This is a genomic window from Rhodococcus sp. WB1 (genome assembly GCF_001700945.1).
Classification (GTDB): Bacteria; Actinomycetota; Actinomycetes; order Mycobacteriales; family Mycobacteriaceae; genus Rhodococcus; species Rhodococcus aetherivorans.
Genome location: NZ_CP015529.1, coordinates 5,109,453 through 5,121,490 on the forward strand (window position 1 = coordinate 5,109,453; position 12,038 = coordinate 5,121,490).

Annotated in this window: 12 protein-coding genes, 1 tRNA gene, 1 rRNA gene and 1 pseudogene; 5 read left to right on the forward strand and 10 right to left on the reverse strand. The window is 70.7% G+C overall.

Annotated elements, in window-relative coordinates; genetic code table 11:
* Window positions 1-31: 31 nt before the first annotated feature.
* The 3 genes from A4U64_RS22885 to A4U64_RS22895 all read right to left on the reverse strand — a co-directional run bounded on the left by A4U64_RS22885 (window position 32) and on the right by A4U64_RS22895 (window position 2,373).
* Entirely contained in the window at window positions 32-646 is a 615-nt protein-coding gene (locus tag A4U64_RS22885) for a TetR/AcrR family transcriptional regulator (RefSeq protein WP_065923168.1), read from the reverse strand.
* A gap of 78 nt (window positions 647-724) precedes the next feature.
* Window positions 725-1,186, reverse strand: a complete 462-nt coding sequence (locus A4U64_RS22890) for an RrF2 family transcriptional regulator (protein WP_006944482.1) — start codon at window positions 1,184-1,186, stop codon at window positions 725-727.
* A 188-nt stretch (window positions 1,187-1,374) separates the two neighbouring features.
* Window positions 1,375-2,373, reverse strand: a complete 999-nt coding sequence (locus A4U64_RS22895; protein ID WP_065923169.1) for a hypothetical protein — start codon at window positions 2,371-2,373, stop codon at window positions 1,375-1,377.
* A gap of 95 nt (window positions 2,374-2,468) precedes the next feature.
* Here A4U64_RS22895 and A4U64_RS22900 point away from each other — a divergent pair, with 95 nt between their 5' ends.
* Both A4U64_RS22900 and A4U64_RS22905 read left to right on the forward strand, forming a co-directional pair.
* Window positions 2,469-3,044, forward strand: coding sequence for a TetR/AcrR family transcriptional regulator (locus A4U64_RS22900; protein ID WP_006944476.1), 576 nt, complete (start codon window positions 2,469-2,471; stop codon window positions 3,042-3,044).
* Between the two features lie 87 nt (window positions 3,045-3,131).
* A pseudogene (locus A4U64_RS22905) lies at window positions 3,132-4,067 on the forward strand (sterol desaturase family protein); the annotation flags it as partial.
* Between the two features lie 17 nt (window positions 4,068-4,084).
* On the opposite strand, the gene A4U64_RS22910 reads toward A4U64_RS22905, so the two are convergent.
* From A4U64_RS22910 to A4U64_RS22925, 4 genes are all read right to left on the reverse strand, one after another.
* Entirely contained in the window at window positions 4,085-5,314 is a 1,230-nt protein-coding gene (locus A4U64_RS22910; protein ID WP_232334099.1) for an IS30 family transposase, read from the reverse strand.
* A gap of 125 nt (window positions 5,315-5,439) precedes the next feature.
* A tRNA-Ser gene (locus A4U64_RS22915) sits at window positions 5,440-5,530 on the reverse strand.
* Between the two features lie 45 nt (window positions 5,531-5,575).
* Window positions 5,576-6,049, reverse strand: a complete 474-nt coding sequence (locus A4U64_RS22920; RefSeq protein ID WP_006944474.1) for a nucleoside deaminase — start codon at window positions 6,047-6,049, stop codon at window positions 5,576-5,578.
* A complete protein-coding gene (locus tag A4U64_RS22925; RefSeq protein ID WP_029547061.1) occupies window positions 6,050-6,589 on the reverse strand; it encodes a tRNA adenosine deaminase-associated protein in 540 nt (179 codons plus the stop codon).
* 48 nt (window positions 6,590-6,637) lie between these two features.
* Between A4U64_RS22925 and A4U64_RS22930 the strand changes: the two genes are divergently transcribed.
* Both A4U64_RS22930 and A4U64_RS22935 read left to right on the forward strand, forming a co-directional pair.
* On the forward strand, window positions 6,638-7,600 hold the full coding sequence (locus tag A4U64_RS22930; protein ID WP_044476377.1) for a prephenate dehydrogenase: 963 nt from the start codon (window positions 6,638-6,640) through the stop codon (window positions 7,598-7,600).
* Window positions 7,588-8,937 carry an amidase gene (locus tag A4U64_RS22935; RefSeq protein WP_065923170.1) on the forward strand — a complete coding sequence of 450 codons (1,350 nt, stop codon included), beginning with the start codon at window positions 7,588-7,590 and terminating at the stop codon, window positions 8,935-8,937. The genes A4U64_RS22930 and A4U64_RS22935 overlap by 13 nt, the downstream gene beginning before the upstream one ends.
* Window positions 8,938-8,975: 38 nt before the next feature.
* Here the strand turns inward: A4U64_RS22935 and A4U64_RS22940 are convergent, their stop codons facing one another.
* Window positions 8,976-9,491, reverse strand: a complete 516-nt coding sequence (locus A4U64_RS22940; protein ID WP_029547058.1) for a putative glycolipid-binding domain-containing protein — start codon at window positions 9,489-9,491, stop codon at window positions 8,976-8,978.
* A 313-nt stretch (window positions 9,492-9,804) separates the two neighbouring features.
* On the opposite strand from A4U64_RS22940, the gene A4U64_RS22945 reads away from it, so the two are divergent.
* Window positions 9,805-10,941 carry a GIY-YIG nuclease family protein gene (locus A4U64_RS22945; protein WP_065923171.1) on the forward strand — a complete coding sequence of 379 codons (1,137 nt, stop codon included), beginning with the start codon at window positions 9,805-9,807 and terminating at the stop codon, window positions 10,939-10,941.
* A gap of 81 nt (window positions 10,942-11,022) precedes the next feature.
* Here the strand turns inward: A4U64_RS22945 and A4U64_RS22950 are convergent, their stop codons facing one another.
* Window positions 11,023-11,631 (reverse strand): hypothetical protein, encoded by a 609-nt coding sequence (locus A4U64_RS22950; RefSeq protein ID WP_029547057.1) that lies wholly within the window; start codon window positions 11,629-11,631, stop codon window positions 11,023-11,025.
* 217 nt (window positions 11,632-11,848) lie between these two features.
* Window positions 11,849-11,965, reverse strand: a 5S ribosomal RNA gene (gene rrf / locus A4U64_RS22955).
* Window positions 11,966-12,038 lie beyond the last annotated feature (73 nt).

Here is a 12,038-nt window from a genome sequence, read left to right on the forward strand (position 1 = left end):
CCTCGTCTTCCGGATGTGTCGTGCAGGTGTCTTAGGAAAGGCCTTGCCGCAGCTGCCCGAAGGCGGCACGGACGAGTTCCTCGGGGGAAGCCGCCCCCGAAGTGCCGGCGAGCCACAGTTCGACTGCCGACTTCATGGCCGAGACCGCGGCGTAGCGGACCAGGCTCGGGTACAGGTCGACCCGGGGATCGGTGCCGGTGCGCTCGGCGATGGCCTCGACGAGCAGTTGCGAGGCGCGCACTTCCATCTCGACGCGGCGCGCCAGCAGTGCCGGGCTCTGATCGACGAGTTCCATGGTCGAACACATCTCGACGAAGTCGCCGTCCGGCTCCGAAACGATCTGCCGGGCGACGGCTTCCATGGAGTCCCATACGGGTTCCCGGGCGGGCCGTGAGTGCAGGCGCCCGACCCAGGAGTGCACCAACCCCTCGAGATGCGCGAGGACGGCCTCCTCCTTGCTCGCGAAGTAGTTGTGGAAGGTGCGGGTGGACACGCCCGCCTTCGCGGCGATGGCGTCGGCGGTGACGCCGTCGATGCCCTTGGCGCGGGCAAGGTCGGCCGCGGCGGCAACGAGCGCTGCCCGCGTGGCGGCCTTCTTGCGGTCACGCAGTCCGGGCGGATTGGTCACGTCTTCCACGGTACGCATCTTGCAGAGCCCTGCAAATTTGCAGAGAACTGCAAGAATATGCGGTTGCCCACACCGCCCCGGGCGTTGTGGCAGCGCTCACGTGCGCCGGCGTTCCCAGGCGCCCGGATCGGCGGTCAGGTCGGCCACGAACCGCGGAAGATCGTCCGCGACGACGTCGGCGAGGGTGACCTCCTCGAGGACGGCCCGCAGATTCACCCGCACCGCGATCCATACGTCGCGCAGGCGTTCGGCCGGGCCGGTGTAGACCACATCCTCGGGCCGCTCGCCGCGCACCGACGCGAGCGGGCCTTCCACGGTGCGAATGATGTCCGCGATGGAGATCTCGTCGGCCGGGCGGGCCAGCCAGTACCCCCCTTCGGGGCCGCGACGGCTGTGCACCAGTCCGCCTCGGCGCAGATCCCCGAGGACCGCCTCGAGGAACTTGTGCGGGATGCGCTGCGCCCGGGCCAGGCCCTCCGCCTTGGCGGGCGCCTCGCCGGCCGTCGCGAGTTCGAGCAGGGTGCGCACGGCATAGTCCACCCGGGCGGTGATATGCACGTCGCACTCCTCGGTTCGCGCCTGGCCGCCGGGCGCCGGCGGACACACGATTCCTACCAAACCGGAGGGAAAGCGCGCGACGCGGCCGCGGTCATGCGGCGGTGCGACTGCGGTCATGCGACGACGGTGCAACTGCGGTCATGCGACGACGGTGCAACTGCGGTCATGCGACGACGGTGCAACTGCGGTCATGCGACGGCGGTGCGACGACGTGCCGACGCCGCGCACAGTGCGAGCCCGGCGACGACCCATGCGCTCAGCACCAGCACCGCCGTCCCGCCGCCGTGCCCGTCGAAGAAGGCCACCGAACGGACCAGCGTGCCGGCGGCGCCGGGTGGCAGCAGCTGACCGAAGGTGCCCCACCCCTGCGGCAGCCACGCTGCGGTGGTCGCGAAGCCCGACAACGGGTTGCCGACGAACATCATCAGGACCGCCCCGGCACCGAAACCGGGCAGCCCGAAGAGCGACTCGAGGCCGAGCAGTGGCAGCGAGACGGCGGCCAGGCCCAGCGTGAGCGCTCCGGCGGTGGCCCAGTAGTTCCCGGTCAGGCTGCCGAACCCGAACTGCAGGACGGCAGTGAGGGTCAGCCCCGCGAGCACCGCGAAGCCGACCGCGCCGAACACGCGCAGGCCGACCCGCCGGGGGAACAGCCGGACGAGGGCGATCGCGGGCACCAGACCGCCCAGGACCAGCGGCAGGGCCAGCGAGTTCAGGCCGGCCCCCGCCGGGTCGTCGGCCGGCAGCGGCACGACGTCGCGCACGGGAACGGGTCGGCCGACGGCCTCCGACAGGCCGGTGGCCGTGGCGGTGAGAACCTGAGCGACGGGGGCGCCGCCGGCCCCGGCGACATACATCGCGGGCCCGTCCGGCCCGACGGCGAGGCCACCGACGACCTCGCGGTGCTCGATGGCGCTGCGCAGCGCCTCCGCGTCGGCGTACCGCTGCGGCGCGAACGCACCGGGCCGGGCACCGGAGAGGCCGGCCTCGATCTGGGCGACGGCCTGGTCCGGCCCGGCGATGCCGATCTTCAGCGCGTGCGGGCCGCTGTTCACGGCGGGCGCGGCGAATGCGAACAGCATCAGGGCGATGACGGCGGTGAGCGCGAGCACGACGCCGGCGACGCGTACCGCGTCCGGCGGGGCGTGCCGCGCCGTGGAGGTGTCCGGGGAGGAGGTCGGGGCAACCATGACGGCTCCTTGAAGTGGAGGATTGTTCTCCGTTTATGTGGAGTATATTCCTCCGGTAGGAGCGGGGTGTCAACCCGCCGAACACAGGAGATCCCATGCGCGCCGATGCCGCCCGCCGCCGCGAGGCCCTGATCCTCGCGGCCCGCGACGTGCTCGCCGAACGCGGGCACGACGCACCCCTCGATGCCATCGCCGAGCGCGCCGGCGTCGGCATCGCCACCCTCTACCGCAACTTCCCCACCCGCGACGATCTCGCGCACGCCGTGGCCCGTCGCACCCTCGACGAGGCGGGCGCGGCGGCGGATCGCGCCCTCGCCGCGATGACGTCGGACCCCGAACGTGCCTGGGCCGAATTCGTCGACACCGCCGTCCGGCTGCGGCTCGGCGCCCTGATCCCGGCTCTCATCGTCGAGAGCTACCGGGAACTGCCCGACGACGTCCTCGAGATCCGGGAGGGCACCAAGGCGCGCGTCACCGAGCTCGTCCACGCCGCACAGCAGGCCGGCCTCGTCCGCGACGACGTCCAGCCGATCGAGGTGATCATGGCGGTGGCCCGGCTGACCCGCCCCCACGTGCGGTTCGTCGACGACGTCGTGCCCGCCCTCGTGCCCCGGATGATCGCGATCTACCTCGCCGGCCTGCGTCCGGACGGGCGGCCGCTCCCGCAGTGACCGCCCGGCGGCCCCTCGCCCGCCGTAGTGACCGTCACCACATTCCGGTAGATTGGACGCCTGTTCACATCACTCCCGGAGGACCGAATGTGGGAGACCCTGACGGCGTCCTGGGCGTCGCTGCTCGAGCCTCTGCACGACCCCGTCGCGCTGGCCATCCCGGCGTTCCTGCTCTTCCTCGCCCTCGAATGGGCCGCCGCCCGCACGCTCGAGCACGTCGAACCCGGCGACGACGGGCACACCCGTCCGCCGCGCGGCGGCTACGAGGCCATCGACGCGCGCACGAGCATCTCCATGGGATTGGTCTCCATCGGCACCAGCGCCGCCTGGAAGGTGCTGGCCCTCGTCGGCTACTCGGCGATCTGGGTGTACCTCGCACCGTGGCACCTGCCGGCGGACGCCTGGTACACGTGGGCGATCCTGATCCTCGGCATCGACCTGCTCTACTACTGGTACCACCGGACAGCGCACCGGGTGCGGCTCGTGTGGGCCACCCACCAGGCACACCACTCGAGCGAGTACTTCAACTTCGCCACGGCCCTGCGCCAGAAATGGAACAACAGCGGCGAGATCCTCATGTGGCTGCCGCTGCCCTTCCTCGGCATCCCGCCGTGGATGGTGTTCGTCGGATTCTCCGTCTCGCTCGTGTACCAGTTCTTCGTGCACACCGAGCGGGTGGGCACGCTGCCCCGGCCCGTCGAGTTCGTGTTCAACACCCCCTCACACCATCGTGTGCACCACGGGTGCGACCCCGAATACCTCGACCGCAACTACGGCGGCATCCTGATCCTGTGGGACCGCCTGTTCGGTACCTTCCGCCGCGAGACCCACCGCCCCACGTACGGACTCACCAAGCCCGTCGGCACCTACAACATCTGGCGGCTGCAGACGCACGAGTACCAGGCCATCGCCCGCGACTGGCGGGCCGCCACGAGGTGGCGCGACAAGCTCGGCTATACGTTCGGCCCGCCCGGCTGGGCGCCGCAGCGACCGACCACCGTCGCGAGTGCGCAGTTGTCGTCACGACACGCCGGGCAGTTTCAGGAAGCCAGTGCAACACCTGCGATCAGTTCGGCCAGTCTGTCACACGGCTTTCGCCACCCGAGGGTTTGCCGGGGCCGGAGGTTGAGCAGGCGTTGAGTTTCGGCGAGATCGGCGTCGCTGACCTCGTTGAAATTCGTGCCCTTGGGATAGAAGTCCCGGATCAGACCGTTGGTGTTCTCGTTGGTGCCGCGCTGCCACGGCGAATGCGGATCGCAGAAGAACACCCGACAGCCCGTGGCGACGGTGAACTGCGCGTGCGAGGCCATCTCGTTGCCTTGGTCCCAGGTGATCGTGCGGGTCAGCTCGGCGGGCAGGCCCTCGATCATACGAGTGAGCACGTCGATGACCGTGGTGCTGTCGCGAGTGCCGGGAAGCCGCCCGAGCAGCGTGTACCGGGTCGACCGTTCGACCAGGGTGACGATCCCGGAATTGTCCGGTCCTACCACCAGATCGCCTTCCCAATGCCCCGGCACCGCCCGGTCGGCCACCTCGGCCGGGCGGTCGCTCAACAGCGCCCCCTCGAGCCACGGCCGTTTGCTGCGGGCCGGCAGCTTCGACCGGGGCACCCGGGTGGTGCGCCCGGATCGCAGTGCCTTGACCACGGTCAACTCGTGCCGCAACGTTCCTTTGCCCTGCACGTAGAGGGCTTGGTAGATCGTCTCGTGGGACACGTGCATCTCCGGCTGCTCGGGGAACAGGATCTGCAGTTCCGCCGCGACCTGCTGCGGAGAGAACCGGTGATTCAACAGTGCCACGACCCGGCCTCGCAGGGCTGGGCCGGCGAGCTTGGCCGGTCGTGGACGGGGGCGCTGCGTCAACGCCCGGTAGTGGGCGAGTTCCGCGTCGTAGTGGCTCTCTCCCCAGTCCGTGACGCTGTGTGCCTCGAGCTCCCGCGCGATCGTCGACGGAGCCCTTCCCAGTTCCGCAGCGATCGCGCGTATCGACAGCGGTTGGGGCAGCGACAGCGCGGCCTGGATGAACGACCTGTCCGCCAGTGTGAGCCGACGGTAGGACCTACCCGGTGTCCGTGGTGGCTCGGCGTCCATCGGCACCGGCTTCACACCGCCGACATGCCCCAGGCAGATCTCCATGCCCGCACGCTCAGCCCACCGGTTCACCGTCGTTCTCGACACGCCCAGAGTATCGCCGAGCTCCAACGCGGATCGACCACGGGCCAACCCCCGATATGCCGCTGCTCGTGTCTCCCAGGGAATCTTCCTCGTCACCAACACACCCTTCGACTAGGGGTGTTGCGTTGGCTTCCTGAAACTACCCCGGGTGAAGCGACCGGAACTGCGCATTCGACGAACGAAAACGGCCCCGATCCGGTCAACCGGATCGGGGCCGTTCTTGGCGGTGGCGGAGGGATTTGAACCCTCGGACGGGGGTTACCCGTCACACGCTTTCGAGGCGTGCTCCTTAGGCCGCTCGGACACGCCACCGCCCACGACTTTACCGGATTCGGTCCCGGAGTTGAAATCCGCAGGTCACCGGCGTTCGGCGAGACGCTGGGCCCGGAAGAAGTCCTCGAGCACCGCCGCGCATTCGTCCTCGAGCACGCCGCCGCGCACCTGTGGGCGGTGGGTGAGCCGACGATCACGCACCACGTCCCACAGCGACCCGACCGCACCCGTCTTCGGCTCCCATGCCCCGAATACCACGCGGTGCACCCTGGCCAGCACCAGCGCGCCCGCACACATCGTGCACGGCTCCAGCGTCACGGCCAGCGTCGTGCCCTCGAGCCGCCAGCCGTCGCCGTGCACCTTCGCCGCCGCGCGCAGCGCCAGCACCTCCGCATGAGCCGTCGGATCGCCCGTGGCCTCCCGCGAATTCGCCGCACGGGCCAGCTCGGTCCCGTCCGCATCGAACAGCACCGCACCCACCGGCACGTCGCCGGCCGGCGCCGCGGCGGCCGCCTCCAGCGCGGCCCGGATCATCGCCTCGTCGTCGCGCAGGCCCATCTAGGGGCGCAGCTTGTCCAGCGTCGTGGCGAGGACGTCGTCGAATCCCAGCCGCTGGGCGATCTCCTCGATCTGCTCGTCCGGATACAGATCGGACTCGGCGGCGATCACCGCCAGCACCGGCTCCGGCAATCCCAAGTCCGCGAGAATCCCCAGATCGCCCTCCTCCCACGGCTCGATGTCGTCGAGCTCGTCGGGGTCGATATCCGGGATTTCGATGTTCAACGCGTCGAGCACGTCGGCGGCGATGTCGTAGTCGATCGCCATGGTCGCGTCGGACAGCAGCAGACGCGTGCCCGACGGGGCGGGCCGGACGATGACGAAGAACTCGTCGTCCACGTTGAGCAACCCGAAGATCGCGCCGGTGCTGCGCAGCTCGCGCAGCTCCCGGTCGGCCACCTCGAGGCTCGTCAACACCGCCGCCGACAGTGCCTTGCACTTCCAGCGACCGTCCTCCCGCGTCACGGCGACCCCGAACCCGTCGAGGTCCTCAGTCGAACTCACGGAAGGGCTCTTGTTCCCCGCACGCTGCGCAGCCATGGGCGCAACGGTAGTCGGCGCAGTCCCGTGAATGAAGTCCAGCGGGCGATGTGCCAACCTGTTCGGGTGCCCACCTCCGCGTCCACCCCGCCCGTGTGTGTGCTCGGCCTCGGCCTGATCGGCGGATCGTTGCTGCGTGCGGCCGTCGCCGCGGGTCGCGAGGCCTGGGGATACAACCGGTCGGCGGAGCCCGTCGAGGCCGCGCGGGCCGACGGATTCGACGCCTCCACCGACCTGCCGGCCACGCTGCGGCGCGCCGCGGAATCCGACGCCCTCGTCGTCGTCGCCGTGCCCGTGCCCGCGGTGGACGCGGTGCTCGCCGCCGTCGCCGAGCACGCCCCGCACGCCGCGCTGACCGACGTGGTCAGCGTCAAGTCGCAGGTCGCCGCCGCTGTCGCCGCCCACGGGCTGTCCGCCCGCTTCGTCGGCGGCCATCCCATGGCCGGCACCGCCGAGTCCGGCTGGTCGGCGGGATTCGCGGAACTGTTCCGCGACGCGGTGTGGGTGGTCACCGTGGACGACGGCACCGACCCCGTGGTGTGGACGCAGGTCGCCGATCTCGCCCTCGACTGCGGTTCCGTCGTCGTGCCCGCCGAATCGGGTGAGCACGACGCCGCGGTCGCCCGCGTCTCGCACCTGCCGCACCTGCTCGCCGAGGCACTGGCGCTGTCCGGGGCCGCCGGAGGCGACCTGGCGCTGGGCCTGGCCGCCGGCTCGTTCCGCGACGGCACCCGCGTCGCCGGGACGGCACCCGCGCTGGTCGACGCGATGTGCGAGGGCAACGCCACGGCGCTGCTCACGACCCTCGACGAGACCCTCGAGGTGCTGCGCCTCGCCCGCGAGCGACTCGCCGACGGCAGCACCGCCGAGCTGACCGCCGCCGGTCACGCCGCCCGGCGACGATTCGAGCAGCGCGCACGGCGGCCCGTCACCGGCATCGTCCCCGGCGATGCCGACTGGATCGCCCGGCTGCGCGAGGCCGGCCGCCGCGGCGAGGTGTGGACGCGGTGACACTGCGCGACACCACGGCGGCACTCGCGAAAGGCGAACTGACCGCCACCGGCCACGTCCGGCAGGTGCTGGCCGACCTCGACGCCCTCGACGGCACACCGTGGTCGAACCTCGTGGCCGCTCGCAACGACGCCGCCGCCCTCGAGTCCGCCGCTCGCGCCGACGCCGAGCTCGCGGCCGGCAACTGGATCGGCCCGCTGCACGGTGTCGCCGTCGCCGTCAAGGACAACATCGACGTCGCCGGGATGCCGACGCGGTGCGGCAGCAACGTCCTCGCCGACGCACCGCCGGCCGCACGGGACGCCAGGATCGTCGAGCGGCTCCGCGAGGCCGGCGCCGTCGTGGTCGCCAAGACGCACCTGCACGAGTTCGCGTACGGGCCGAGTGGCCTGGTCAACGCGTCCGGACCGGCCCGGCACCCGCACGATCCCACCCGGATCACCGGCGGCTCGTCCTCGGGGTCGGCGGCGCTCGTCGCCAAGGGCATCGTGCCGCTGGCGCTGGGCACCGACACCGGATGCAGTGTGCGGACCCCGGCGGCACTGTGCGGCGTCGTCGGCCTCAAGCCCACCCGCGGCGCGTTGCCGGTCGACGGGGTGTTCCCCCTGTCCACCACCTTCGACCACGTGGGCCTGCTCGCCCGCGACGTCCTCGACGCAGGACTGGCGTGGGGTGCGCTGCCCGGGATCGCACACCTGCGCACGCCCGTCTCGGGTCTGCGGGTCGGGCGGCTGCGCGGCGGCCTCTGGGACGTGCCCGACGCCGCATTCGAGTCCGCGCTCGACGACGCCTGCCGCACGCTCGCCCACCTCGGTGCGGAGGTACGGGACGTGACGCTGCCGGAGACCGACGACCTGCTCGCCGTGTATCCCGTCGTCACCGGCTCGGAGGCGTACGAAACCCATCAGCGCTGGTTCGAGAACGACCCGGACCTCTACCAGCCGGCCACCGCGGCGCTGCTCGCGGCTCAGCGGGACCGTCCGGCGACGGACTACGTGCGGGCCGTGCGAACGGCCGCCCGGCTGCGCCGCGACGTCCTGCGCCGGCTACGCCGCGACGACGGGCTCGACGCCCTGATCACCGTCACCACCCCGCTGCGATCGGCCGCACTCGACAGCGACCCCGCCGCGCTCCGGGGGCCGCTGTTGCAGATGTGCATCCCGTTCAGCGTGCTCGGCGTACCTGCGGTGTCGGTTCCCGCGCCGGGCGGCGGGGACTTTCCCATCGGCGTACAGGTGATCGGATTGACCACCGGGACCGGCGGGCACGGCAGTCACCCCGGAGAGTCCACGGCCCTCGCACTGGCGATGGCAGTGGAGGGCAGCGCCCTCTCCTGAAACAGCGAGGGCAACGCCCTCTCCTGAAACAGCCCGGCCTAGATCCGCCCCGCCAGACCGGGGTAGTCCACGACGAAACCGTCGCCGTCCACCGTCACCGAGGAGCTGGAGACCGGGGACAGGACGTGGATGCCGTCGGCCGCGCTGCTGTAGACGAGGGTGGCCTCCTCGATGCCGAGGTCGAGCAGGTTCACGTAGACGACCGGCACCTCGAGTTCGTCCGCGCCGGACTGCAGCCCGTAGCGGCGGATCGGCAGCGCATTGAAGAACGGGCTGAGGATGACATCGACGTCGAGTGCCCCGCCGAACGCCGAACGCTGGTGCTGGGTGCCGTTGTCGACCATCCAGATGCCCTCCTCGGACCGGCTGATCGACATGTGCCTCTCGCCGGCGGCCACGGTCGTGCGCACCGACAACCGGCGCGTCACACCGTTCTCGTCGGTCACGAGGTCGTACGACGCGCTGAACGCGGGGTGCTCCGCGCACTGCGCGCCGACGATGCGACCCGCCGCCTTGATGCGACTGCCGCTCAGTTGGACACGCACCGACTCCATCCGAGGAACGTCGTACGCCCGCCACGTCAGAATCGCGGGCCAGTTCGATGCTGGGCTCGCCGCAGACCGCGCGGCATCGGGGACTGGGATGCTCACGTGTCTACGTTAAGCGACGAGCCACCCCCAGGGAGCAGGGGTGCCGTGAATCGTGCCCTTCGTGTAGCCGACGACTACGGCGAACGTGGCGATCGTCACACCACGGGCGCGTGTCCGCGGCACCAAGACGCGGTTGCCGGGCGGTGACCACCGGCGTTGTGCAGCGCGTTTGAGCACGCAACCCGCTACCCGCAAGAGACTGGCCTACAGTCGCCTCATGCGTACCGTGTGGACAGTTCCTCAGAACATCGCCCAGATCCTCCTGGAGTCCCCCGAGATCCAGATGTTCCTGACCAGCAACGAGCTGCCCGATACCGCCGCGGACCCTCGTCAGCGCCTCGCCGAGTTCACTCGTGCGCTCGCCGCCCTGGCCCGCCACACCGGACGCGCCTTCGGCTCCGTCGATGCCGCCAACCGCGAACTGTTCGGCGGCTCCGCCGGCACCGTACCGGTCGCCTTGCGCCTCGCCGTCCTGCGCGAGATCGTCACCGACGTCGACGACCGCACCCCCACCCCGGACCCGCTGCCGGCGATGGTCGTCGAACAGCTCGGTGCCTATGTGTACGCCCTCGTCGATCCGCGCGACCACACCGTCCTGCACGTCGGACAGGGCCGCGGAAACCGCCTGTTCGCCTTGACCTGGACGGCACTCGGCGAAAACCACAAGCTCACCGCCGGCGGCGAGGCCCCGCCCGCCCACACCCCCGAAACCGACGCGGCTGTGCACCGGATCCGTGCCGTCTACGACTCCGGCTACTCCGTGGGCCACTACGTCGTGGCCGACCGGGTGGCCCCGGCGGTCGACGCCGACCACGCCGCCGGCTTCACCGCGCAGGCCCTGGTCTCGGTGCTGGGGCTGCTCGAACCGCACGACGGCGAACTCGTGCTGACCAACCTCGTCGGCGCGACCGAGGAATCCGACCGGGTGGCCCACCCCATCGAGGAGCTGATACGTCAGTACTCCGCGGAGGCCGCACCCGAGCTGCCCACCCCGTGCGTCGTGCTGCGGATCACGGATGCGAAATCGGCTTCCCCCGAACAGGTCCGAGGACTCGCCGACCGTCCGTGGCCGGCCGGAGCCGCGGCACGCCGGGTCGACGGACTGCCCATCCTGGTGGTGGCGGACAACATCGTGCGCGGCGCCTACCGGGCCACCGGCTGGGAAGCGGCATCCCGCACCGAGGACAACGGCGGCACCATCCTCTACCGCTTCCTCGGCGACGCCGATCCCGAACTCGAGAAGCTCTTCGTCGACACCCGTCTGACGCCGGATCGGCTGGGACTCAAGCGCTGGCCGTCCCACGGCTGGGCGCCGCGGCTCACGCGGGCCCTGCCCCACCGGCCGAGGCCCTGACACTGCGGAACGGTTGACACTGCGGGGCGGTCCGGGCCGTGCCACCACGGCCCGGGCTTCCCTACTGTCGGCTGAGCCGGCTCACCTGCCGCTCGGGGTGAGAATGGGCTCGTGCAGGTCGTAGTAGTGCACGTCGCCGAGCAGGCGCATCTCCTCCTCCAGAAGCGGCCGCAGATCGTCGGGAATCTCCATCCGTTCGTGGGCCCGTGCCTCCTCCTCGGACGAGAAGTACACCGTCTCGACGTACCCGTCGTCACCGTAGGTGGCGAGCGTGCCGCCGATGATCTCGGGCCGCAGCTCATGTACCCGGTCCTGACCCTCGGCGAGCAGACTCTTCATCCGCCCGAGATCGGGGCAGTGCCCCTCCATGACCTGTACGAATCCTGCAGTGTCCGAGCCACCTTCCATCCACACCTCGACGTCACGGCAGTCGTGGACGGTGATCTCCCCGTCGAAGCACTGCTCGGCTTCGGCCCACCACGCGCCCTGCTCCGGACGTTCGCTGTTGCGGCGGGCCGCCTCCTCCGACTCGAACCGCGCCACCGACACGAAGGTGCCGTCGTCGCTGAATCCCGACGTGCTACCCAGATAGCCCACTGCGCCCGGGCGCAGCTCGTCCGTCCACCGCTGCAGGCAGGCCTTCAGTCCCTGCTCGTCGCGAACCGTCCCCTGCCAGACCTGAATGAACATCACTATCGCCTCCACGTGCGGGACAAGCCCGCACCCAACGGCTTCCGTGGCCGACCCGTTGCCGTCCACCGTCGGCGTCACCCGACGGCCGGCAATCGCGACCACCGTAGATTCAATGATTCGCCTGTGCCGGAGCACGGACAAGAGGGAGCCGGACCGGAACATGCGGAAATGCCGGAAGCCCCCCAACGAGGTTGGGGGGCTTCCGGTAACGGGTGTTCGGCGGTGTCCTACTCTCCCACACCCTGTCGGGTGCAGTACCATCGGCGCTGGAGGGCTTAGCTTCCGGGTTCGGAATGGGACCGGGCGTTTCCCCTCCGCTATGGCCGCCGTAACTCTGTGAAACGACCCACGCACGCTGTTCGCGTGGGTCGGGGGCCGCAGGCCCACCCATTCTTTGGGGGGCA

Bases quoted from the DNA above. Each gene is read 5' to 3' on its own strand.
- A4U64_RS22885 (WP_065923168.1), bottom strand. From the start codon at position 646: ATGCGTACCGTGGAAGACGTGACCAATCCGCCCGGACTGCGTGACCGC.
- A4U64_RS22895 (WP_065923169.1), bottom strand. From the start codon at position 2,373: ATGGTTGCCCCGACCTCCTCCCCGGACACCTCCACGGCGCGGCACGCC.
- A4U64_RS22900 (WP_006944476.1), top strand. From the start codon at position 2,469: ATGCGCGCCGATGCCGCCCGCCGCCGCGAGGCCCTGATCCTCGCGGCC.
- A4U64_RS22920 (WP_006944474.1), bottom strand. From the start codon at position 6,049: ATGGGCCTGCGCGACGACGAGGCGATGATCCGGGCCGCGCTGGAGGCG.
- A4U64_RS22925 (WP_029547061.1), bottom strand. From the start codon at position 6,589: ATGGCTGCGCAGCGTGCGGGGAACAAGAGCCCTTCCGTGAGTTCGACT.
- A4U64_RS22930 (WP_044476377.1), top strand. From the start codon at position 6,638: ATGTGCCAACCTGTTCGGGTGCCCACCTCCGCGTCCACCCCGCCCGTG.
- A4U64_RS22940 (WP_029547058.1), bottom strand. From the start codon at position 9,491: ATGGAGTCGGTGCGTGTCCAACTGAGCGGCAGTCGCATCAAGGCGGCG.
- A4U64_RS22945 (WP_065923171.1), top strand. From the start codon at position 9,805: ATGCGTACCGTGTGGACAGTTCCTCAGAACATCGCCCAGATCCTCCTG.
- A4U64_RS22950 (WP_029547057.1), bottom strand. From the start codon at position 11,631: ATGTTCATTCAGGTCTGGCAGGGGACGGTTCGCGACGAGCAGGGACTG.